A 24,295-nucleotide genomic window follows, 5' to 3' on the forward strand; every position below is an offset into this window, starting at 1 on the left:
AGTGTGTTATTTAATGGTTAACAGATTGTTAATAATTTAAAGACGGCGAAGTGATATACAGGTATTTTTCTATTTTATGAAAATCTGCAAAATAATGGAAGCTCTGTATCTGTCTAACATTGTAGGTTAAAAATAGTTTTAGCAAGGATGGTCGCTATTTTGTGTCGTTATTGCGCAGTGAAGACTCTCTGACAACAAGTTCACTTGGCAGGGTTATCGTTTGATAGTCTTGTGTCGTTTTATTTTCTATTTCGCGAATAAGCATTTGTGCAGCTTTGGCCCCCATTTCCTGTGCGGGTTGTTTAAGGGTAGAAATGGAGGGGGTAACTACTTCCGAGAAAGGCTCATTGCTGAATCCCACAATTCCAAAATCTTCAGGAATGCGAATGCCTTGTGATTTTAAGTACACAATCATACTTAATGCAGAGGTGTCATTTCCGCAGAATACCGCATCCGGTGGGTTTTTTAGAGCCAATAATTGTTGAATGGCCTGCTGTCCATCCATTCGGGTTAACCGGTTGCAAATGATCAATTGATCTTCCACGGCTAAATTATTCTTACGGAGTGCTTCTTTGTAGCCTTCCATCCGGTCATGATAAGTATTGAGAACGGTTGGTCCGGCTAGGTGTGCAATACGCTTATAACCTTGATCAATTAAATGCTGGGTTGCTTTAAAACCGCAGGAAAAGTCATCAATGACAATCTTGTTTGCTTTCAAATCAGGGGCTACTCGGTCAAAAAAGACCAATGGAATATTCTTATTCGTAAATAGCTGGAAATGGTCAAATTCATTGGTTTGCATACTGAGCGAGGTAATTAAGCCATCGACCCGGTTTGAAAACAAGGAATGCACAATTTTTTTCTCTTTTTCCAAGAGGTCTTTCGACTGAGAGATAATAACATTATAACCTGCTTCAAAGGCCACATCTTCAACACCGCTGATAAATGCCGAGAAAAAATGCCGATTGATAAGGGGCACAACAATGCCGATTGTATGCGTTTTTTGGGTTCGCAGGTTGGAGGCAATGGTGTTGGGTTGGTAGCCAAGCTTCAGAGCCAAGGCTTTAATTTTGTCCTTGGTAGCTTGACTGATCCGTGGGTTGTCATTTAAGGCTCGGGATACGGTTGAAGCGGAAATCTTAAGTTCCCGGGCAATATCGTGAATGGTGACTGATGTTTTTTTATCCATTTTATTTGAATCGGATGAAATGCTGCTATTCATTTGCTTTTGGCTGCAATCAATGTACAAATATGATAATTATTTTTCAAAAAAATGAAAAGAAAATGCAATCGATTGCATAATTGCTTCCTTTATCTTAGATTTGTGCTTCTAACTAATTAATGAAATTTAAAATGAAACATAGAAATTTAATTCTAATCAGCCTGGTGTTTATTGCAATTCAGGCTTGCTCTCCCCAAAAGGCTAGCAATGAGGACTTGACACAACGGCTTTCCGATCAGTTGAACGTGTTGGTGCAGGCAACCGATGATTCGGAGAAACTGCCTCGTTCATGGACTGAAAAAGATGGGTACAAAATGATTGGCATTCGAGACTGGTGCAGTGGTTTTCCACCAGGAATGTATTGGTATATGTATGAGTTGAGTAATGATGAGCAATGGAAAAATACTGCGATTAAAACGACGGAGAAATTGGACGGAGTGCAGTTTTACACTGGAACGCACGACTTGGGTTTCATGGTGTTTTGCAGCTATGGAAATGCTTACCGGCTAACCGGTGACGAAGCGTACAAAGAGGTAATTTTACAAGGCGCCGAAAGTTTGGCTTCGCGCTTTAACCCGGTTACTGGAGCTATTCGTTCGTGGGACTGGGGGAAATGGCAATTTCCGGTTATCATTGATAATATGATGAATTTGGAAATGTTGTTTTGGGCATCCAAAGTTTCCGGTGATAACCGTTTTCGGGATATTGCCGTAACTCATGCAAACACCACATTGGAACATCACTTTAGGGACGATATGAGTTCGTACCATGTGGTAAGCTATGATACGATTACCGGAGAAGTGGAGCGCAAACAGACTCACCAGGGATACAGCGACGATTCTGCTTGGGCACGTGGACAATCTTGGGGACTATATGGCTACATTGTTTGTTATCGGGAAACAGGTGATCCGAAATACCTGAAAGCCGCAGAAGATATTGCTGCTTTTATTATTCCGAACCTGCCGGAAGATTTGGTTCCTTACTGGGATTACAATGATCCTAAGATTCCAAATGTAAAAAGAGATGCTTCAGCAGGAGCCTTGTTGGCTTCGGCTTTTTATGAACTGGGAACAATGGTGGAAGACGGGCAGCGTTATTTCGATCTGGCAGATCAGCTTTTGGAAACGCTTTCTTCCCCTGAGTATTTAGCAGAAGGAGGAGCCAATGGCGGATTCTTGTTAAAACATTCAGTGGGGCATCTGCCTGGAAATTCAGAAATCGATGTTCCTTTGAATTATGCCGATTATTATTATTTAGAAGCAATTAAGCGAAAACGTGAATTAAAAAAATAAGAGAATTATGACTACAAATTTTGAAGAACGCTATGCGTATCATCCGGACGATTTTAAAACCTATGATACGGAGAAAATCAGAAAAGAATTTTTGGTAGAAAAAGTGATGGAAGAGGATACCATCAATTTAGTGTACTCACACATTGAGCGCTACATTGTAGGAGGAGCTGTTCCGGTAACTAAAGCATTGACACTGGGAACGGTTGATGCATTGAAAGCAAACTATTTCTGCGAGCGACGCGAAGTTGGAATCATCAATGTGGGTGGCATAGGAAGTGTGAGTGTTGATGGAAAAGAATATGTGCTTGAGTTTAAAGATGCCCTTTACATTGGAAAAGGAGCGAAGGAAGTGGTATTCAAATCGGCTGACAGCGCGAAACCCGCTCGTTTCTATTTCAACTCGGCACCGGCTCACAAAGAATTCCCAACCAAACACGTGACTTTAAGGGATGCCAATGTATTACACCTGGGCTCTCTGGAAACATCCAACGAGCGTAACATCAACCAGCTGTTGATTAACACCGTTGTTGAAACATGCCAGTTGCAGATGGGAATGACCGAGCTGAAACCCGGAAGCGTCTGGAATACCATGCCTGCGCATACTCACAGCCGCCGGAATGAAGTTTACTTTTACTTCAATGTACCCGAAGACCAGGCCGTGTGTCACTTCATGGGACAACCTCATGAAACTCGTCACTTGTGGATGAAAAACGAGCAAGCTGTAATCTCACCAAGCTGGTCGATTCACTCGGCGGCGGGTACAAGCAACTACATTTTTATCTGGGGGATGGCCGGCGAAAACCTGGATTACACCGATATGGACATTATTAAACCAACAGAATTAAAATAACCTTTTTGCAATACCCCTTCGAGGGGTATTGTTGTCTTTCTGACAAAATACCTAGAAGATGAGAAGAAGAGATGTTTTCAAATACTTGTCATTAGCGGGACTTTTGCCACTTAGTGGAAAAGCAACAGCTTCTGTTTTTGCTGCAGATGAACCAACCAATCATCGTGAATATTGGGTGCACGTACTAACCAGTATTTCTTCTCCATTATTGGAGGCATTAAGCAAAGGCGAATTAAAAAAGAATATGCCGGTAGAATGCAAGCCGGGAATGAAGGCGAACAGGGAAGAGGTTACCTACCTGGAAGCTTTTGGTCGACTTTTGGCAGGTTTGGCTCCTTGGCTTGAATTAGGGGCTGATAACAGTCGCGAGGGAAAGCAGCGCAAACACTTCATTGAGTTGGCCCAGAAGAGTCTGAAAATGGCGGTAGATCCGGATTCTCCGGATTTTATGAACTTCACCAAAGGCTATCAACCATTGGTTGATGCTGCTTTTTTAGCACATGCTATTTTAAGAGCACCCAATGTGCTTTGGAAACAGTTAGATAAAACGACTCAAAGGCAGTTGGTTGAGGCGATGAAAAGTTCAAGGGAAATTACCCCTTGGTATAACAATTGGCTCTTGTTTAGTGGCATGGTTGAGGCTTTTCTGGCTTTTGCAGGCGAAGACTGGGACCAAATGCGTATTGATTTGACCATTAAAAAACACATGGAATGGTACGTTGGTGACGGGATGTATGGCGATGGTCCTCAGTTTCACTGGGATTATTACAACAGCTATGTTATTCAACCCATGATGGTCGATATTTTAGCGGAGACAGTCAAGCATAGCAAGCGATACGAGTCTACCTATGAGACTGTTTTGAAGCGAGCTACCCGTTATGCGGCTATTCAGGAGAAATTGATTTCGCCGGAAGGAACTTTTCCCGCAATTGGCCGGTCATTACCTTACCGTTTTGGAGCATTTCAACACTTGTCACAAATGGCTCTTCAACATCATTTGCCCGAATCCATTAAGCCGGCTCAGGTGCGGTGTGCACTTACTGCCGTTATCAAACGAATGTATGAAGCCGATGGTGTTTTTGATGCCAATGGCTGGTTAACAATTGGTTTTGTTGGCCATCAACCGGATATTGCTGAAAGCTATATCTCAACCGGAAGCTTATACCTGTGTTCGGTAGGCTTACTGGCCCTTGGTTTACCTGAAGATGATCCGTTTTGGGCTGATCCGGATACAGATTGGACGGCGAAAACAATTTGGGGAGGCACGAATTTCCCGGCCGACCATGCATTGAAAGATTAATAATAAAGATATTGAAATACGACTCATAATGAACGAATTATTTGATTTAACAGACAAAGTAGCCCTGATTACGGGAGGAACTCACGGAATTGGAATGGCTATTGGTAAAGTCCTGGGTAAAGCCGGAGCAAAAATCTGTGTTAACGATTTATCAGGCGATAAGCTGGAAAGCTGTCGGGCAGAATATAAAAAAGAAGGCATCGATGTGTTTGCCTTGAAATTTGATGTGACCAGCGAAGAAGATGTTGATCGCGGCATTTCCGAAATTGAAAAGGAAGTGGGGGAGATTGATATTCTGGTTAACAATGCCGGAATTATCAAGCGAATCCCAATTCTGGATATGCCCATTGCTGATTATAAGCAGGTGATTGATGTGGATTTGGTGGCTCCTTTGATTGTTTCCAAGCGTGTGGCGCCTAAAATGATTGCCAAGCGCAGCGGAAAAATTATCAATATGTGCTCGATGATGAGTGTGTATGGCCGCAATTCGGTTTCTGCCTACGCTTCAGCTAAAGGCGGATTAAAACTGTTAACCGCCAACATGTGCTGCGAGTGGGCTAAATACAATTTGCAGATTAATGGTATTGGACCTGGTTACATTGCTACGGCGCAAACAGCTCCTATTCGTGAGGGCGGACACCCTTTCAACGATTTGGTGATGACCCGTACTCCTGCAGGCCGTTGGGGGGAACCTGAAGATATTGGTAATGCCGCACTTTTCCTGGCTTCAGCAGCAAGTAACTTTGTCAATGGACAGGTGCTTTATGTTGATGGCGGAATCCTGGCCAACTTCGGCTATGTTAAAGGTGAAAACGATTTGGACTAAGGTTATGAAAAAGCTAATCTACCTATTATTTGTTGCTGGACTTTTTTCCTGTTCAACACCGAACAATCAACTTACGATGAAGAACCCGATGGATACAGACCGTCCGGATGAGACCATCCTGATTGAACGAGTTGACCTGGAACAAAAAATCGGCAAAATTGAAGCTGGACTGGCTCCTGTTTTGAAACGCAACGGACAGTTGGTGCCGACTCAGGCTGACGATATGGATGGCGATGGTAATTGGGATGAACTGGTTGTTAATCTCGATTTCCTGGCCAATGAAACCATTACTCTGCAGCTTGAATTTGTTGCGGTAGCCGATTATCCTGACTTTGAGAAACGCACCAACGTACGTTTGGGAATTGTTCAGGAAGATCATTCTTTTAAGGAAGTGGATCAGTACTTTGCTCCTCAGGGACTGGATGGATTTCCAACCATTGCTCAAGGGGAAAGTGTCAACTGGGAAAACGACAAAATGGGTTTCCGCAATTATTTTGATTGCCGGAATGTGAAAGACCTGTTTGGAAAACTTCAACCCGGTTTGATCATCGATAAAATTCATACGCCGGAAATGGGCGACTATCACAAGTTGGCCGACTGGGGAATGGATGTCCTGCACTGTGGAAGTAGCCTAGGATCCGGAGGTTTGGCCATGCTCGAAAATGATTCGCTTTTTCGACTGGGCTCCACCGATGTTTATGAGTATCAAAAAGTCGTTGAAGGTCCCATTCGCTCGGTGTTCGATTTGAAATACAAAGGATGGGATGTGGCCGGCCAAAAGCTGGATGCAGTTGAGCGGATCAGCATCTATCCAGGCAAATATTGGTTCCAGTCGGATGTTACGGTGACGGGGTATACCGGTCAAAAGCAACTGGCAACAGGCATTGTTACCAGCTTATTGAAAAACGAGCCCTATTCGTTTGATGCCGGTAAAAACTTTGCCGCCATAGCCACCCTTGATGTGCAATCGCTAAACCAGGATGAGCTTGGAATGGCCGTAATGGTTCCGAAAGATGAGCTGACAGCCATTGACCGGACAACCGATATCAACTTCTTTAAAGAAGGCTACCAAACGGTGCCGGCAAAAAACTTTAGCCACGTTATTTCTGAAACATATTATGTGGCACAGACGCTTGCCAATGAGCAACCAACGCGTCATTATTTCTTTGCGGTTTGGGGGCTTGAAAATCCCAAATGGAAAGAAATTGACCATTTTAGAAACTACATTAACGAAGAGGCTGAAAAGCTAAGTCATCCCATTGACGTTATTATTTAGGAAGGATCGTTTTTCGTTAAATGCAAAGGAGTCATGGCAACATGGCTCCTTTTTTTTGAATTGAAAATTACAGCTGGGCTGAACGCCTCAGTGTAAGCTTATGTTGTTTAACAGTTAAGTCAGGTAACGTTAGGTAGATCAGGAGGAATTGTGCTCTGTTTTGAAAATGAGACTGTTCTATAATAGCAAAATCCCTTCTTGTATTTCAACAAAACTTTCTATATTTCGTTAAAATAAAACTGCTTATGTTGCAGTTTTGTTTTTTTGTTGTCCGATATACTCCTAAACTAACGAAGATGAACTATGCCAAACATGGATCAAATCTTATTTTCACGGGTAAAGTTTCATAATGATCAGAATGCTTTTGAGTATATTTTTGATGCCCACTATGCTGCACTTTGTGCTTATGCTTCGGGCATATTAGGGAGTCATGAAGATGCCAAAGACATTGTCAATGACTGTTTCCTGGAATTTTGGAATAAGCGGCAGTCGATTGAAATTACCAGTTCATTAAAGTCTTATTTGTACATTGCCGTCCGCAATTTGTCGATTAACCAGTTGCGCAAGCGGAAGCAGAAAGTGAGCCTCAGTTCGGAACTGACTTACCCGTTTTACAAGCAGGAAGAAGTCTCAGCCAAAATCGAACAGCTGCAGCAAATGGATAAGCTTGAAGAACGGCTGAAAGAGGCTATTGACTCCCTTCCAAAGCAATGTCGTTATATTTTCTTTTTGAACCGATTTGAGCAAATGTCTTACAAGGCCATCGCCAGGAAACTGAATTTGTCGGAAGGCACGGTGAAAACTCAAATTGGCCGCGCCTTGAAAAAAATACGCCTTGAATTTGAAGGTGTTAAGACAAAAGGTGAAATTTTCTTGTTTAATCTTGTATGCCATTTTTGAATTTCATTGTCATAGAGGTAAAAGTTAGTTTACACATCGGCTATGAGCATGAATTCAGAGATTGATGTCCTTATTCTGGACTATGTAAATGGAACGCTAAGCAAACAGCAGGAAGCTGAGCTTTTTGAATGGGTGGAGGCTTCAGAGCAAAATGCCGCGTATTTTAGTCAGTCCGTCGCCTACATCGAACTTTCCCCGACGGCTTTAAAATCCGAACGATTCAATACCAAAAAGAATTGGAACAAGCTTTCCTCTAAAATTAACCAACGGGCGAAGCTTGTGCATATGAGCATTGAGCTGGCCAAGATTGCTGCCGTATTTGCCATCGCTTTTATTTTGGGACATTACTATTTTCAGTTTAATCCATCCGAAGAAGTTAATGAATTACGGGCTGATTACATAGTCACAGAAGTTCCATTTGGAAGTAAATCTGTGGTGACTTTGCCCGATGGATCGCGCGTTTGGATCAATGCGGGAAGTTCAGTGCGGTACCCCATAACTTTTGATGAGAGCCAACGATTGGTTTGGCTGGACGGAGAAGCATTTTTTGATGTTGTAACCAATAAAGAACGCCCCTTTTATGTTGAAACCGCAGGGGTGAAAGTGAAGGCCACTGGTACGCGTTTCAATGTCAGGGCTTATAGCGATGAGGGATTTATTGAAACTCTTTTGGTAGAAGGTGAAGTGGCTGTAAATCGTGCGCTGGCTCCCCAGAAGGACGATGTGGTGCTAAAACCCAACCAGGTACTTACCATTTATAAAAATAAGAATCAGCAAAAGTGTGATCAGCAATTGGCTGACCAAAAAACTCAAGAACATTCAGACTGCCAGGATAAAGCACCCCTAAAGATTGAAAAGGCGGTGCTGACTTCCGATGTTCGAACGGATATTTACACTTCGTGGAAAGAAAGGGAGTGGGTGATTTATAAAGAACAGTTTGGCTCACTCATGAAGAAGCTTGAAAAGCGGTATGATGTAAGCATCAACATAAAAGATTCTTCATTATTTGACCTGGCCTATAGCGGCACACTGATGGATGAAAACCTGAAGGAAGTATTGGATGTGCTTAGCATCACCTCTCCAATTAATTATACACTCGACAATAAAAATGTAAGCATATGGTATAACCCTAAATTCTAGTAAATTAATAAACGTTCTCAAAAAAAAGAGTAACAGGATGGTACCAGCATCCTGCTACTTTATTAAACAACAGCATACGTAAGTATGTATCGTCTAACTAATTATTTGTAAAACTATGAAAAAAAAACAGTTCTTTGAATCCCCCTGGGATCAATTGAAAAAACTTTTTCTATTTATGAAACTAACAGCCTTTTTTTTACTGCTGGGATTAGTTCAGGTAAGTGCGGAAGTTCATTCTCAAAACACCAAGCTTAACCTGGAAATAAAAAATCAATCCTTACGTTCTGTATTGAACGTTATTGAACAATCAAGTAATTTCCGTTTCTTCTACTCGGAAGACGCTTTATCGCTGGATGAAACAGTCAATATTGATGTTCGGAATAAAGATGTCAATGAAGTTCTAAATGAACTGTTCGAAGGAAAGGACTTGGCTTATAGCTTTCAAAACAACAACTTGATTGTTTTGAAAGCCATGAATTCAGAGCAACAAGATGAACGTGTTATTACCGGTGTTGTAACTGGTAGTGATGGTACTCCAATTCCTGGTGTTTCGATTGTTTTTGAAGGAACAACAACTGGAGTAATTACTGATTTGGACGGAAAATTCAGTTTGAAGGTTCCCGAAGGCGCTTCAGCTGTGGTGGTTTCTTATATTGGTATGATTACTCAAACCGTTGACTTAGGCAATCAATCCGCATTCCAAATTACGATGGAAGAAGATGTGATTGGTGTTGATGAAGTGGTGGTGGTTGGTTACGGTTCTCAACAAAAGAAAACAGTAACCGGAGCAGTTTCTTCAGTTAATGCTGACGAACTGAGAGCCGTTCCCGTAGCCAATGCTGCCGCACGATTGCAAGGTCGCGTTTCTGGTGTTACCATTACAACCGACAATTCTCCGGGTGGAGATGCCACTGTACGTGTTCGTGGTTTTGGTTCTGTTAACAATAACGATCCGTTATTCATTGTTGACGGGGTTCCAACAACAGGAGGTTTAAGTCAAATTAACCCGAATGACATCGAGTCGATGACGGTTTTGAAGGATGCTTCTTCGTCTGCGATCTATGGTGTACGTGCCGCAAACGGTGTTATTATTATTACAACCAAACGCGGAAAAGCTGGCGAGCCCAAGATTTCTTTCGATGCTCGTTACGGTGTCCAAAAGGCGATCAATAAGATGGACTTGATGAACACCCAAGAGTATGGGGAGATGTTATTTATGGAAATGCGTAATGCCGGATTGAAGCCAGGTGATGCTGGTTGGGGTACGGAGCAGTATGGGAATGGTGCTGAGCCGGTTATTCCAATTTATGCCAAGCCAGTCGGTAATACAGTTGATGAAAATACTTACAGCTACCCGAATAATACGATCTATCGAGCCTCTGTGCCTGGAACCGATTGGTATGACGAAATTTTTGATGCAGCACCTATTCAAGAATATAACTTTTCCATAACAGGAGGAACGAATAAAGGAAGTTATTCGGTTTCTGCGGGCTATCTGAACCAGGAAGGAACAGTTGTTTACACCGGTTTTGAACGCTATGCCGCTCGAATGAATGCCGATGTTCAGTTAAAAGACTGGTTGAAAATAGGAGAGAGCATTGGTGTAACTTATACTGATCGCGTTGGTTTTGAAAACAACCGGGAAGGGAACCCAATTTCATTTACTTACCGCATGCAGCCCATTATACCGGTTTATGATATTGCCGGAAATTTTGCCGGAACAAAAGCACCAGGAACTGGTAATGGAGATAATCCACTAGCAATGTTGTACCGCGACAAAGATGATCATAACCGTCAAATGCGGATTATTGGTAATACCTATGCCCAAATTGATATCATGGATGGTCTGTATGTCAAAACTCTGTTTGGTGTGAACTACGAGAGTCAGCGCTTGCGGGATCGTAATTTGAAAAACCCGGAATTTTCAGAAGCCAGACCTACTGACCGCTTGACCGAGAATTTTGATGGGGGCATTCAATGGAACTGGTCAAATACCTTGAATTATACAAGAACCGTTGCGGATAATCATAAATTTGACTTTTTGGCTGGTACAGAAGCTGTGAACAACTACTGGGAGTTTTTTGATGCAGGTCGGGCCTCTTACATCTCGACTGATTTGGATTATATGGTGCTTAATGGGGGAGAATCTGATCAGATCTCTTCCGGTTCGTTTGATGAGTGGGCAACCTTCTCCTATTTTGGACGTCTGAATTACAGTTATCAAGGTAAATACCTGGCGGAAGCTGTTATGCGTCGTGATGCCTCTTCGCGTTTCTCGGAAGACAATCGTTGGGGAACCTTTCCGGCTTTCTCTTTAGGATGGCGAATTTCAGAGGAAATTTTTATGGGAAATAGCGAAACTTGGCTGGATGATTTAAAACTTCGATTTGGTTGGGGACAAAATGGTAACGACCGTATCGGAAATTACAATATTTACAGTACTTACCGTGCGAACATCGATGAATCATTTTATGATCTGAAGGGTTCGGGTACATCTACCCAGTCCGGATTCCACAAATACAAATTGGGTAATCCGGATGCCGTGTGGGAAACCACAACCACAACAAACCTTGGATTGGATGCTACTTTGCTGGGCAACCGCCTGGAGGTTAATTTGGATTGGTATACCCGGAATACAAGCGATATGCTTTATGGCCAACAACTACCCAATACATGGGGTGAGTTGCAACTTCCTGACGTGAATGTAGGAGAAATGAAAAATACCGGTTGGGACTTGATGTTAACCTACCATGGCGAAGTAGGTAATGATTTGACGTTTGATGTACGTGGAAACATTTCTCATTATAAGAATGAAGTGGTAAAATTGAATGATAATGCCAATGAGATTCTTTATGGAGAACAGCTGCGGCAAAATGTTTATACGGCTTCTACGACGGGACAACCAATATCATCATTCTATGGATATGTTGTTGAAGGTTATTTCTCTCCGGATATGTTTGACAAGGTTGATGTATTAGACGAGGCCGGTGAGGTCATTAGGCAAAAAGACCAATTGAAGCCAGGGATGCATGCTCCTTACAATACCGAGAATGTTGAAGATGATACCTATAGTGGTCCTGGTAAGTTTATGTATCGTGATATTTCTGGAGATGGAAAAATTGATGGCGATGATCGTACTTTCATCGGTTCTCCTCATCCTGATTTTACATACGGCTTGAATATTGATGTGAATTACAAGAATTGGGATATGACCATGTTCTTTCAGGGAATGCAAGGCAATGACCTGGTGAATTTTGTGAATCGTTGGACCTTATTTACCAACTTCCAGGGAAACCGCGACCCAAGAAGATTGTATGAATCCTGGACGGCAGATCGTTATGCATCGGGTGCAAAAATAACCATGCCAATTGCCCTTCAAAATGATGGAGAAATGCAAAAGAACTCCTCTTTCTTTGTTGAAGATGGCTCGTATTTCCGTATGAAAGATTTACAGATTGGGTATACACTACCTAAAAGCTTGTCTTCTAAACTGGATATTGATCACCTGAGAATTTATTTGCAAGCAACGAACCTGTTTACAATCACAGATTATAGTGGTTTAGATCCGGAATTACGCACAGGACGTGATGATCGCATTTTTGGTGTTGATGAAGGTGCTTATCCAACATCAAGAATGTTTATGGTTGGTGTTAATTTAAACTTATAATCAACTAAAATTCGAATTCATTATGAAAAATATAGCAAAATTTCTAGTACCATTTTTCTTTTTATCAGCCCTCTTTTACTCTTGCGGTGATGATTTCTATACGATCAAACCCAAAGGTGAGGCTTCCTTGGAAACGTTTTATACGAAAGATGGAGTTAACGCATTATTAACAGGAGCGTATGCCGTAATTGATGGCGGAAATGTTCGTTCTGGAAATATCTGGGCCAGTTCTGTAACCAATTGGGTTTGGGGAAGTGTAGCTTCAGATGACGCTTACAAAGGGTCTTCATTTGGAGACCAGGCTACCATTAATCCGGTTGAAGGCTTTTTTGCAGATGCCGACAACGGATATGTGACCAACCATTGGCGAGCACTGTATGACGGGATTGTTCGTTGTAATGATGTTTTAATCGTTCTACCGGATGCCGAAGGGATGACGGATGGCGAAAAAACACTGGCCGCTGCGCAAGCAAGATTCTTACGTGCGCACCTGTATTTCGAGTTAACCAAAGTACACTATAGAGTGCCATGGATTGATGAGAATACAGAGAATCCAACCGTTGTTCCAAATGACCATGTTGTTTGGCCGGAGATTGAAGCAGACTTGGTCTTTGCAAAAGATAATTTGCCAAGTCGTTGGGATGGGGCACCCGGACGTGCAACAGAATGGGCGGCAAAAACCATGTTGGCACAAGTTTATATGTTTCAGGGAAAATTTCCTGATGCAAAAACGCTCTTGAATGATGTGGTTACCAATGGTGGCTTTGAGTTGATGGATAGCTATGAGCAGAACTACCTGGCAGCCACAAGAAACAATGAGGAGTCGATCCTGGAAATCCAGTATGCTGTAAATGATGGCTCCGATGGTTCATACAATGCGGGCTGGGGAGATGCACTGAACTTCCCTCAAGGTGGAAAAATCGGAACATGCTGCGGCTTTTTCCAACCCACGCAGAACTTTGTAAACTCATTTAAAACAGATGAGAATGGACTTCCGCTTTTGGATACCTACAATAATGAAATGTTGCCTTGGGCGGATGTATGGGATAAAGATAATCCGGAGGTTTATACCAAAGACTTTTATCCGGGGAATGTAGATCCTCGTTTGGATCACACCGTTGGTCGTCCGGGAGTTCCTTTCTTAGACTGGGGACCAATTGATGCCGAGCAACCCATCCGGGATATTCAGAATGGTGGACCGTATCTTTTCAAAAAGAATATGTTTTTGAAAGCTGATCAAGGTTCGGGCAATACAACAACGGGCTGGGCTACCGGCGTTAATAATAACTCTTACCGTAAATATCGTTTGGCTCATGCCATGCTGTGGTTGGCCGAATGTGCTGCAGAAACAGATGATTTACCATTGGCACTGAAGATGGTTAATGACATTCGTAATCGAGCCAAAAACAGTAATTATGTGATGTTTGATGATGGTATGGAAGCTGCTAATTATGCCATTGAACCATACGCTAGTTTTGGAAGTAAAGAGTTTGCCTTGAAGGCTATTCGCCATGAAATGCGGATGGAATTCGGAATGGAGGGTTATCGTTTCTTTGACTTGGTTAGATGGGGAGTTGCAAGCGATGTGATGAATGCCTACCTTCAAAAGGAAGGGCAGTTTATGGGCCATCTGGCAGGGAAAAAGTTTGTTGCCGGTAAACATGAATACTGGCCGGTACCTCAAACGCAAATTGATTTGTCGGTTGACGAAACCGGAGCAACTGTGTTAGAACAAACACCTGGCTACTAATCGAATCAATGTTTAAGTATAACGAGTTGCTCAAGGGCAACTCGTTTATTTTTAGTTGGAATATATACATCTCTAAATCGGAATCCCTTTGAAAATGAACCATTATTTTGACATTAAAATAAACGGATTTAGAAATTACATGCTGATAACTGTACTTGCTGTTTTTATTTGGAATTGCCAGGGACAACAAGCCAGTAGGGGAGAAACCAAGATGATGGAATTAACAGACTCGGCCTATGAAGATGTGGTTTATGAGCTGGGGACCCTGGTTGTAGGGCAGGAGCAGGAAGTTGTCCTCACCCTGACAAACAAGACCCCAAAACCTGTTTTGATCAACAACGTCCGGGTATTTTGCGGATGTACCATGCCCGAATATCAAACAGAGCCGATTCTTCCCGAAGCTTCATCAGACCTTAAAATTCGCTTTGTTGCTGACAGTCCGGGGCTGTTCAACAAGGCCGTTAGGGTCTATCTAAGCAACCAGGATGATCCCTTTGATGTGCAATTTACAGGAGAGATTACCCAAACGCTTTAAGCCGTTTTTAGTCATCGGCTCATCTGCCCAAAAAAGAGTTGTCCATTCGGTCAACTCTTTTTTTTTTGTTTGGTTGGTTGGGGCTAGCCAATAGGATATTCCGGATCGCCTGAAAAACTGAAGATGCAAATTGGGCAAGTTTGATGGATTATAAATCTAATCCGGCTTGGATTTTGCGGTGCTTTTAAAGTCAGTTGCAACTTTGCTTATTTTCTCCGTAAAAATCGGTCGCGTTTTTTTCAACCTCGATTACAGGAGAAATAATTCTCCGGCACAATTTTTTTTGTGAAAAAAAATATTCAAGCTGTTCGCCCTCATTGTCAGTTGTGTATGACGTGTTTGCATTTTCTTCGTAAGCAGATAATGTCCAAAAAATTATAAAAACTTAATTGTATTTCGTTATTTCGCGAACTATTTGGGAAATTGTTATTCATAACGAAAGACAAAATGTCTGTGGGAAGGTAAGTTCAATACAAATTCAGTCCATCTTTAGAAAGATGGTGTCTGTCTTCCCATTCTGAAGTAGCAAGTGGTTGAGAGTAAGGTTTGTGGTTTCCAGTGAAAGCTCGTTAATGAGTTCCGCCGCGCTTTAATACTTAACCGGCTCTGCTCCGAAACAATATTGTGAGAAATGAGAAATATGCAGGTTGAAAGTAGGGTTTCATTTTTAATTACATGTATATCCGCTCAAATTAATCCATTCTTGCCAGGACACTAATCTGATTATTCCTGTATTAAAACTTGTTCGTAGAATGTTTCCGCCAATTAAAAATTTTAAGTGTTTATTTTAACAATAGATTGTATGAATCAAACTGTCGCATGGGCCGTTCTTCAACCCAGCATAGTAAATGATATTACCGGAAGCAGTGTCGAAAGTAGTGAATTAGAGGTTCCCCCCTAGGAAAAACCACTCCAATTAATTCTTATTTCAAATTCTTAGTGCCAGACAAGGAAGAAAACTTATCAGGCAGCTACTTCCATTTTGGAGTACTCCACCTGGAGAAGGTTTCAGGTAAGGAAAATACATTTTTAAATCAATAATGGAAGCTCTTAATTTCTTAAGCAATAGTAATGAATAATTTCAAAAACAAGTATTTTGATATCTCAAAGCCGGTTTTCATTCCGGCAGCATTAATCACCTTTTTATTTGTCAGTTTTACCATCATTTTTAACGAACAATCGGAAGCTGCATTTTCCGGTTTTCAGGCTTATATGTCGCGTAATTTTGGTTGGTTTATTTCACTAAGCATTAACTACTTTCTAATATTTGTACTCTACCTGGCATTTAGCAAATTTGGCAAAATCAGAATTGGAGGGAAGGATGCAAAGCCCAGCTTCAGCAAGTTTTCCTGGGTAGCGATGTTGTTTTCAGCGGGAATGGGAATTGGCTTAGTCTATTTTAGTGTTGCAGAACCGATGCTACATTTTAGCCACCCCATTGTTGATGGGGCTTCAGATATTTATAAATCTCGCTTAGCCATTCGCAATACCTATTTTCACTATGGTTTTCATGTTTGGGGAATTTACATGTTACTCGGAATTGCACTGGCCTATTTTACCTTTAATAAAAACAGTTCATTATCATTAAAATCGACCTTGGTTCCGCTATTTGGCGATCGGATGAATGGATGGCCTGGCTATCTAATTGATGTTATTGCGGTTTTAGCAACACTGTTTGGATTAGCGACCTCACTGGGCTTTGGTGCCTTGCAGTTCAGTACCGGCTTATCCGAGTATTTTGGATTAGAAAATGCTACCAGTTTACAAGTGAGTTCCATCATCGGAATTACTCTAATTGCGACGATCTCTGTTGTTACGGGTTTAAATAAAGGACTAAAATATTTAAGTAATGCCAATATTGTTATCGCACTAATTGTTTTTGCATTTGTGCTAATCTTAGGAAATACGGTTCGCTTAATCGATGGTTTTGTGCAAAGCTTAGGAATTTACCTTTCTGATTTGATTGAATTAAGCTTATTCCGAAATCAAAATAGTACTGCCGGAAGCTGGTTTAAAGGCTGGTCGATGTTTTACTGGGTATGGTGGATTTCCTGGTCGCCATTTGTAGGAACGTTTGTTGCCCGGATTTCCAAAGGGAGAACCATTCGGGAGATTGCGATTTTTGGCTTGGTTTTACCTTCTGTCTTTTCATTTTTATGGATGTCAGTTCTGGGTGGAACCGCTATCAATCTGCAATTGGATGGCAATTTGGATATGGCATCCATCGTAGCACAAGACAGCTCCATTGGACTTTTCAAAATGCTGGAGACCCTCCCTTTTTATGACATCACTGCATTTGTGTGCATTATTTTAGTGGGTACTTTTTTCATTACGTCTTCGGACAGTGGCTCTTTGGTGGTAGATATGATGACCGCAGGAGGGAAATTGAATGCGCCCAAAGGACAAAAAATATTTTGGGCTTTTATGGAAGGCGCTATTGCCATCGCCTTATTAGTAGGAGGTGGTTTAACGGCTCTTCAATCAGCTTCTATTTCAACCGGCTTTCCTTTTGCAATTATCCTGGTGCTGGTTAGTCTTTCGTTGGTTAAAAGCTTAAAACAAGATGAGCAGTTAAAGCACGTATAGTTTTCTATTGATGGCGTTTCCTGACAGAATGATGCGGTACGATATGATCGATTGAAAAAGCGGGATTACATCCCTTTACTGGATCGCTACAATCAAGTTAAACCAAGTACGGTTCTGTTTTCGATAACTTAACGAACCGCCGTGTATGTGCCTGATTTTTAAATGTCCGGTGGACATTTAAAACGACAGGGAGGAGCGTAGCTCGCGTACGCTGGGTGGTGTGAGGGGTTCCCCGCTAGGCTTTTAGCCTAGCGGCTTCCCACTCGATTAGGCTTTCGTGCATTATTGTTTCAGTATTTCAATCAATTCTTTATTTATATACAAAGTCTCTCTTCCAACTTTTTGAGATTCAAGAATCCCAATATCTTCAAGTTCTTTTAAATATCTTGAAGCAGCTTTTCTTTCTACCCCTAATTTATTTACAACAAATTCAATTTTCGAATATGGTTGTTCAAATAACAATTCAACAAGTTCTTTTCTATAAAGTTTGGGAGCTTTTTCTTGTACTTTAACTATTGTAGAATCTAGTTGGTCTTTGATATTTGTAATTCTTGTGATTGTATCTTTTGATGTGCTTTCAACAGCTTTAAGCATAAACATTATCCATTCTTCCCATTTCCCTTGTCGATTTGTTTGATTTAAAAGTCGGTAATATTTTGGCTTATTGGCAATAATATAAGAGCTTAGGTATAAAATTGGAACATCAATCAATTCATTTAATATTAAATACAAAATATTTAAAATCCGACCTGTTCTACCATTTCCATCATAAAATGGGTGAATGCTTTCAAACTGACAATGCAATATCGCCAAGTTTATCAATGGCGACAAATCATCCTGCTGGTTGAAATGGTTTATAAAATTGGAAAGCAAGTCAAGTATTTCAGCTTTATCTTGTGGTGGAGTGTAAACTATTTCTCCTGTTGCATCATTTTTTAATACAGTTCCTGGTGTACTTCTAATCCCAGCAGTATTGTCAACCAATTCTTGTTGAATGCTCACAATATCATTAACCCTTATAAATCCTTGTTTTTTAGCAAGGTCATATCCTTGAAATATTGCTTTTCGGTAATTTACAACTTCCTTTGTCTCAGGTGAAATGTGAGTTTTATTAATAGTCAATGCTTTATAAAGCTCATCTTGTGTCGTAATAATATTTTCAATTTCCGAACTATCTTTTGCTTCCTGCAAAACTATGGCGTTAATCAGCATTTCTTGGTTAGGAATTGTCTTCGCAATTCCTTTTAACTCAGCTAATGCAGCAGTGGACTTGTTTGTTTGTCTAAGAATTTCAATTGTTTCCACTTTTTCTCTAAGAGGTGGAAGTTTCTCAAGTTGATAACGTGGTGCATTTTGTCCCATATTCTTTTTATTTGTCCCAAAAATACAAATTATGGTACAAATATCAATATCTGCAGTGTGTTTCTTGCATGAAGCCTAACGTTAAATGTGTGTTGCGTAAGGGATTACGGAGTTCAAACCTATCAATTAGCTACTATAAATTAATGCGAGCGAAAACGCCCGAAAACTGAAGAACCCCTTATGCACTATACAAATTTTTAGAGTTAAATGGTAGTGTGATGCATGAAATTATTCCAGAGGGTGTAAGTCCCTTATGCCGCGCTGCCGCACGATTGTATCGCGTGGTCTTTAGACGCTACTTGACAACAATGACATTATTCAATACCCCTTTTTCGCCTGAATAGTCCACAGCACTGCTATACCAATAATCTTCAGCTATGAAAACCAATCCTGCTTCAACCGGATTATTAGGGATGTAATCTATTTTCTCATCAATAATTTTGATTAAACCACGCGATGAAATCGCGCGGAAGCAGGGGAGGTTCACGTACGGTTCTGTGAGAAGTTAGGGGTGGAATTCCCCTAGCTTACTCGACTCCCAATAGTTTATTTCTCATATATTAAAGTTGCATAAAGAGCAATACTTCCTGGTAATTTTTCCCAATTGGCTTGACTCGCAGGTCTGTAATAACTTTTTATTCCAAGTAGGGAAACACTAAAAGCAGGGCTTTTCCCTTCAATTAGTTCATATGATAGAAAGGTGTCGTCACTTAGCATAATTTGATAATCGCTCACATTAAATGTATTTGTACCTAGGAGCAGCTTACTCCTAAAAAGAATATTTTTTACTGATTTTAATTCGCCTGGTTTCTTTTTTTCTACTGAATAGATCTTGATACGAAAAGTTACTGAATCTTTAGGAACAGAAGCAAGATTCATTCGAATATTAGTAAGAAAAGCATTCTTTTTCACAGGTAAATATGAAGCTAACTCAACTCCTCCTTTATTAACTTTTGCTCCTGTCTGAACTACTTTGCTAGATGTTTGTGTACCAACAATCCTTGCCTTAGTTGTTTTTGCCTTTATGACCACTTCATCTATTGGATAAATCTTTTTTTCGAGAAATATATTTATGGGAAGTTGTTTTGAAATAATTTCATTAATTGTAATATCTCTAGTCTCAAAACCAATTGCTGAAATCCGTAGCGTATCTTTCGTTTTTAATTCTTTGATAATTAGTTCAAAATTCCCATTAGTATCAGATATTGTACCGATAGATTTTCCTAAAATGCCAATATTTGAATAGCTAATCGACCTATTGTCCTCTTTACTTACTATTTTCCCATTTATAGTTTGACTAAACGTATTGTAAAGAGAAAGAAGAAGGGTTAATGTCAAAATTGCAAAATGCTTCATTTTTAAAATTATTGGTAACACTCGTATCCCCGCAGTCTTGGGGATATATTCACTTTAGCTGGATGTGTTTTTGCTGGTTAAAACGCTGCTTGTGTGCGGTGGGTGTCCGTTGGTTAGTACTGTCATTGGTTTTTTCTTTTTAGGTTTCGCCGATCAATTTACAAAACTTTACAAAATGTATACATCAGGATGGGCATTTTTATTTTGGTTCGAAACAACTGAAATCCTGCCTGTCCTTTGATTGAGCGAAGCGGCAACGCAAGCTGTCTTGAGTTTGCAATTCAATTCTTATAAGGGTCTGCATACTTATTAAGTCCGGGTATACCCAAGACCTTTTCCCCGCTCCTCAAGATTAGGGCTTTAGTTGGTAAACGCATGACCGATTTTTCAATTGATCTCATTTCCCCGGCTTGCCGCGTCCTGCCGATGTTCTGGCGCCCCGCCGACACCGTCTGGCTGGTCGCTGAGTTCGTCTGGCAGGTTGGCGACATGGTCTGGCGAGTCGCTGAGTTCATCTGGCTCTTCGGCACCATCGTCTGGCTACTTGCCGACATCGTCTGGCCTTTCTCCGGGTTCGTCCGGCTAGTCGCTGTGATCGTCTGGCGATTAGGCACCATTGTCTGGCTCATCGCTGAGTTCGTCCGGCAGTTCGGCACCATTGTCTGGCGGGTTGCTGAGTTCGTCTGGCTACCAGGCACCATCGTCCGGAGGGTGGGGGGATTGCCAAAGCTATTTGAAAACCCTACAGCCCGAAGGCACGAACGTACGAAGGTATGAAGTCACGAAGGCACGAGGTCACGAAACTGTCAACATCCAACTTCTCTATTTCGCCGAAAGAACAAGATTTCACACCTTACGCTAGTGGTTGGATTTCCTTCTCTTCTCGAAGGGAAGGTGTCCCGGGAACCGGGACGGATGGGTTAAGAGGAGCAAGGAAACAGGCAGAAGGGAGAAGGCATGAGCTCACGAGCTCAGGAACGCACGAACGTAGGAAGTCACGCACAATCTGAATAACTGATAACCGATAACTGACCTTTTAACCGCCAAGTCGCTAAGAGAACGCGAAGAAAGAAGGCACGAAGGCATGAACGTACGGAGTCACGCACAATCTGAGAATCTGAACATCCGAAAATCTATTTTTAATCCAATTCGAAAACGCTCCTTACGCTGGTGGTTGGACTTCCTTCTCTTCTCGAAGGGAAGGTGTCCCGGGCACCGGGACGGATGGGTTAAGAGGAGCAAGGAAACAGGCAGAAAGGAGAAGGAACGAGCTCAAGAACGCACGAACGCACGAACGTAGGAAGTCACGTACAATCTGAAAACCGACAATAGCCTACCGATGGCTTCGCTTCGCTCGCAATGACGGAATTGGAACTCAGGTACTCAGCATTTAAAATTATCGATTCGCTGTTCGTTGGCGATCAGAACAGGGAAGCACTTGAAGGCTGATGCCCGATTTCTCAAGCTTTTTTTGTAGTTTCGGTTTTAATTTTGAGATCGAGTGCCCGGCTCCCGGGCTTTGAATAAGCTTATTGGTATGGTATTAAATTACATATGGATCGGATTCTTTCTGGTGGCCTTTGTGGTTGCTCTTATTCGCGTGATGGGATATTTGTTTCGCGACTTTTTTGCCGATGCGCTGGGCATTATTTTCACCGAAGTTGACCTGCATGTTTTTAAGGACATGGTGGATGCCTCCTTTTCGATGGCTACCGCCAGTGTCGAATTGATTATTGCGTTAATCGGTGTAATGGTGCTGTGGCTGGGCATTATGAAAGTTGGCGAAGACGGGGGGGCGGTGAACATTATTGCCCGGATTTTCGGACCGTTTTTTAACAAGCTTTTCCCGGAGCTGCCTAAAAATCATAAATCGATTGGGGCCATGATGATGAACCTTTCGGCCAATATGCTGGGGCTGGACAATGCGGCAACACCGCTGGGCCTGAAAGCCATGGAGGACTTGCAGGAGCTGAACGTGGAAAAGGACAAAGCCTCGAACGCGCAGATTATGTTTTTGGTGCTGAATACCTCGGGGCTGACGGTGATTCCGGTGAGTATTCTGGCTTACCGGGTGGCTGCTGAGTCGCAAATGGTTTCGGTGGTTTTCCTGCCCATCTTGTTAGCCACCTATTTCTCCACCCTTGCCGGTCTCATTTCGGTATCAATCTACCAACGAATCAATCTTTTTAACAAAACCGTGCTGGCCTACCTTGGAACAGCAACCGCTTTGATTGCCGCCCTGTTGTGGTGGTTCTCCGGCATGACACAGGAGCAAATCACCGAGGTATCGTCTTTTGGCGGTAACCTGATCATCTTTCTGATTATTATTTCTTTTATCTTTTTGGCATTTCGAAAGAAGATTGACGTTTACAATTCCTTCATTACCGGGGCGAAAGATGGGTTCAATGTGGCCATTAAAATCATCCCTTACCTGGTGGCCATGTTGGTCGGAATCGGCGTATTCCGGGCATCGGGAGCCATGGATTTGGTGATAAGTGGCATTAAAGGACTGGTTTCGCTGGTTGGGCTGAACACCGACTTTGTGGATGCCCTGCCCGTAGCTTTGATGAAACCGTTGAGTGGGAGCGGGGCACGCGGCGCCATGCTCGAAATTTACAATAACCCCGGTTTTGGGCCCGACTCTTTTGCCGGCTTGTTGTCCTCGGTTTTTCAAGGCTCAACCGAAACCACCTTTTATACCCTGGCGGTTTACTTTGGCGCGGTCGGAATATCAAGAACCCGCTATACGGTGGTGTGCGGCTTAATTGCTGACCTTACCGGGATTATTGCAGCGATTCTGATCGCTTACCTGTTCTTTCATTAGAGGGCATCGTAAACAATCACCTTTTCCCATAAATCGCCATACTCTTCAATAAATTTCAGATGAGTCGGATGGGTTTGGTATGTTTCCTGGTCGGCCGGATTGTCGAAAACAACCAGGTAGGAATAGCTGAACGAATCATCCACCACCTCGCGGTTGGACGCAACAGCTTTGCCCCAGTGGTACATTTTAATTTCGGAGATGCTGACCAGCAGTTGCAGGCCTTCCTCAAAGCGTTTGCAATCGGCGGGCTTTTCCGGGTGTTTAAGCCAGAAATAAACCTGGTGCATGAAACTGCCTTTCAGCGCAATTTGCATCCCATTTGCCGGAGCCGAATGGATCAATTGCGGAGCCGCTAAAAGACTTGCTCCGGCCAGTGACTTCTTCAAGAATGAACGTCGATTTTTCATAATCAGTTATGGTTTTAGGTGAAGAAACAGCTGAAAACGTCCGCTTAAGTTGGTGGAATCGTGTTCAGCTGCCTCTTACTGGTTTTTACGGTTTTGTGCGTTGGCCTACAGCTGATCAACAACCTGTTTAAGTTTAACCAGTTTGGTCAGCAGGTCTTCCAACAGATCAAGTTTCAGCATATTGGCTCCATCCGATTTGGCAACTGCCGGATTGGGGTGCGTTTCAATAAAAATTCCATCAGCACCAACAGCCATCGCTGCCTTGGCAATGGTTTCAATCAGTTCGGGTTTTCCTCCGGTAACACCACTGGTTTGATTGGGCTGCTGCAGCGAGTGGGTAATGTCCATAATCACCGGACAATTGTTCGCCTTCATCACCGGAATGCCCCGGTAGTCAACCACCAAGTCCTGGTAACCAAAGGTGGTTCCGCGCTCGGTAAGCATCACATGGTCGTTGCCGGCATCGCGCACTTTGCCAACAGCAAACTGCATGGATTCAGCCGACAAAAATTGGCCTTTCTTGATGTTTACCACTTTGCCGGTTTCGGCTGCCGCTACCAGCAAGTCGGTTTGGCGGCACAGGAAAGCCGGAATCTGCAACACATCGACATATTCTGCAGCCAAGGCTGCCTCGCTGGCCGAGTGGATATCCGTTACGGTAGGAATGTTGAACTTCTCGCCTACAGCTTTCAGAATGCTCAGGGCCTTTTCGTCGCCAATGCCTGTGAAGGAGTCAATCCGCGAGCGGTTGGCTTTGCGGTACGAACCTTTAAAAACGAATGGAATTTCCAGCCGGTCGCAAATGGTGGCTATTTTTTCTGCTATATCAAAGGCCATTGATTCTCCTTCAATGACACAAGGACCTGCCAGCAAGAGGAAATTTTTGCCGGCATGTTTAAGTTTTGGAATCATCTTCTCTTTTTTTAGGCGAAGATACAAATTGCAAGGAAACCTGAAGGAATTGCTGGCAGAATAATGACCGGCTGAGAGCAGGAGGACGGA

19 protein-coding genes are annotated in these 24,295 nt (G+C 42.3%); 13 read left to right on the forward strand and 6 right to left on the reverse strand.

What is annotated here, in order from left to right; all coding sequences use genetic code 11:
- Window positions 1-154 precede the first annotated feature (154 nt).
- Window positions 155-1,189: a LacI family DNA-binding transcriptional regulator gene (locus ACRD6K_RS08200; protein WP_430972863.1), complete on the reverse strand. Its 1,035-nt coding sequence runs from the start codon at window positions 1,187-1,189 to the stop codon at window positions 155-157.
- A gap of 164 nt (window positions 1,190-1,353) precedes the next feature.
- On the opposite strand from ACRD6K_RS08200, the gene ACRD6K_RS08205 reads away from it, so the two are divergent.
- The 11 genes from ACRD6K_RS08205 (at window position 1,354) to ACRD6K_RS08255 (ending at window position 17,344) form a co-directional block, all read left to right on the forward strand.
- Entirely contained in the window at window positions 1,354-2,514 is a 1,161-nt protein-coding gene (locus ACRD6K_RS08205; protein ID WP_430972864.1) for a glycoside hydrolase family protein, read from the forward strand.
- A gap of 7 nt (window positions 2,515-2,521) precedes the next feature.
- Window positions 2,522-3,364 (forward strand): 5-dehydro-4-deoxy-D-glucuronate isomerase, encoded by an 843-nt coding sequence (gene kduI, locus ACRD6K_RS08210; protein WP_430972865.1) that lies wholly within the window; start codon window positions 2,522-2,524, stop codon window positions 3,362-3,364.
- A gap of 58 nt (window positions 3,365-3,422) precedes the next feature.
- Window positions 3,423-4,664, forward strand: coding sequence for a DUF2264 domain-containing protein (locus ACRD6K_RS08215; protein WP_430972866.1), 1,242 nt, complete (start codon window positions 3,423-3,425; stop codon window positions 4,662-4,664).
- Window positions 4,665-4,692: 28 nt separating this feature from the next.
- On the forward strand, window positions 4,693-5,490 hold the full coding sequence (locus ACRD6K_RS08220) for a gluconate 5-dehydrogenase (protein ID WP_430972867.1): 798 nt from the start codon (window positions 4,693-4,695) through the stop codon (window positions 5,488-5,490).
- Between the two features lie 76 nt (window positions 5,491-5,566).
- Window positions 5,567-6,766: a DUF4861 domain-containing protein gene (locus tag ACRD6K_RS08225; RefSeq protein ID WP_430972868.1), complete on the forward strand. Its 1,200-nt coding sequence runs from the start codon at window positions 5,567-5,569 to the stop codon at window positions 6,764-6,766.
- A gap of 312 nt (window positions 6,767-7,078) precedes the next feature.
- Window positions 7,079-7,666, forward strand: a complete 588-nt coding sequence (locus ACRD6K_RS08230) for an RNA polymerase sigma-70 factor (protein ID WP_430972869.1) — start codon at window positions 7,079-7,081, stop codon at window positions 7,664-7,666.
- A gap of 42 nt (window positions 7,667-7,708) precedes the next feature.
- The gene (locus ACRD6K_RS08235) at window positions 7,709-8,806 is read left to right on the forward strand and encodes a FecR family protein (RefSeq protein ID WP_430972870.1); all 1,098 of its coding nucleotides are present in this window, start codon (window positions 7,709-7,711) and stop codon (window positions 8,804-8,806) included.
- 175 nt (window positions 8,807-8,981) lie between these two features.
- Window positions 8,982-12,473: a TonB-dependent receptor gene (locus ACRD6K_RS08240; protein WP_430972871.1), complete on the forward strand. Its 3,492-nt coding sequence runs from the start codon at window positions 8,982-8,984 to the stop codon at window positions 12,471-12,473.
- A gap of 22 nt (window positions 12,474-12,495) precedes the next feature.
- A complete protein-coding gene (locus tag ACRD6K_RS08245; protein WP_430972872.1) occupies window positions 12,496-14,223 on the forward strand; it encodes a RagB/SusD family nutrient uptake outer membrane protein in 1,728 nt (575 codons plus the stop codon).
- A gap of 94 nt (window positions 14,224-14,317) precedes the next feature.
- Complete coding sequence (locus tag ACRD6K_RS08250) at window positions 14,318-14,758, forward strand: DUF1573 domain-containing protein (protein ID WP_299576977.1); 441 nt, start codon at window positions 14,318-14,320, stop codon at window positions 14,756-14,758.
- A gap of 1,071 nt (window positions 14,759-15,829) precedes the next feature.
- Window positions 15,830-17,344, forward strand: coding sequence for a BCCT family transporter (locus ACRD6K_RS08255; RefSeq protein ID WP_299576979.1), 1,515 nt, complete (start codon window positions 15,830-15,832; stop codon window positions 17,342-17,344).
- Window positions 17,345-17,626: 282 nt separating this feature from the next.
- Here the strand turns inward: ACRD6K_RS08255 and ACRD6K_RS08260 are convergent, their stop codons facing one another.
- The 3 genes from ACRD6K_RS08260 to ACRD6K_RS08270 all read right to left on the reverse strand — a co-directional run bounded on the left by ACRD6K_RS08260 (window position 17,627) and on the right by ACRD6K_RS08270 (window position 20,062).
- Entirely contained in the window at window positions 17,627-18,706 is a 1,080-nt protein-coding gene (locus ACRD6K_RS08260; RefSeq protein WP_430972873.1) for a Fic family protein, read from the reverse strand.
- A gap of 295 nt (window positions 18,707-19,001) precedes the next feature.
- Complete coding sequence (locus ACRD6K_RS08265) at window positions 19,002-19,193, reverse strand: hypothetical protein (protein WP_430972874.1); 192 nt, start codon at window positions 19,191-19,193, stop codon at window positions 19,002-19,004.
- Between the two features lie 59 nt (window positions 19,194-19,252).
- Window positions 19,253-20,062: a carboxypeptidase-like regulatory domain-containing protein gene (locus ACRD6K_RS08270; protein WP_430972875.1), complete on the reverse strand. Its 810-nt coding sequence runs from the start codon at window positions 20,060-20,062 to the stop codon at window positions 19,253-19,255.
- A gap of 375 nt (window positions 20,063-20,437) precedes the next feature.
- On the opposite strand from ACRD6K_RS08270, the gene ACRD6K_RS08275 reads away from it, so the two are divergent.
- Together ACRD6K_RS08275 and ACRD6K_RS08280 are read left to right on the forward strand one after the other, a co-directional pair.
- Window positions 20,438-20,839, forward strand: a complete 402-nt coding sequence (locus ACRD6K_RS08275) for a hypothetical protein (protein WP_430972876.1) — start codon at window positions 20,438-20,440, stop codon at window positions 20,837-20,839.
- A gap of 760 nt (window positions 20,840-21,599) precedes the next feature.
- A complete protein-coding gene (locus ACRD6K_RS08280; RefSeq protein WP_430972877.1) occupies window positions 21,600-22,886 on the forward strand; it encodes a nucleoside recognition domain-containing protein in 1,287 nt (428 codons plus the stop codon).
- On the opposite strand, the gene ACRD6K_RS08285 is transcribed toward ACRD6K_RS08280, so the two are convergent.
- Complete coding sequence (locus tag ACRD6K_RS08285) at window positions 22,883-23,293, reverse strand: Dabb family protein (protein WP_430972878.1); 411 nt, start codon at window positions 23,291-23,293, stop codon at window positions 22,883-22,885. The two genes, ACRD6K_RS08280 and ACRD6K_RS08285, sit on opposite strands and share 4 nt — an antisense overlap.
- Before the next feature lie 105 nt (window positions 23,294-23,398).
- Complete coding sequence (gene kdsA / locus ACRD6K_RS08290; RefSeq protein ID WP_430972879.1) at window positions 23,399-24,205, reverse strand: 3-deoxy-8-phosphooctulonate synthase; 807 nt, start codon at window positions 24,203-24,205, stop codon at window positions 23,399-23,401.
- Window positions 24,206-24,295 lie beyond the last annotated feature (90 nt).

The sequence above is a fragment of the Sunxiuqinia rutila genome, assembly GCF_050589705.1.
GTDB lineage: Bacteria > Bacteroidota > Bacteroidia > Bacteroidales > Prolixibacteraceae > Sunxiuqinia > Sunxiuqinia rutila.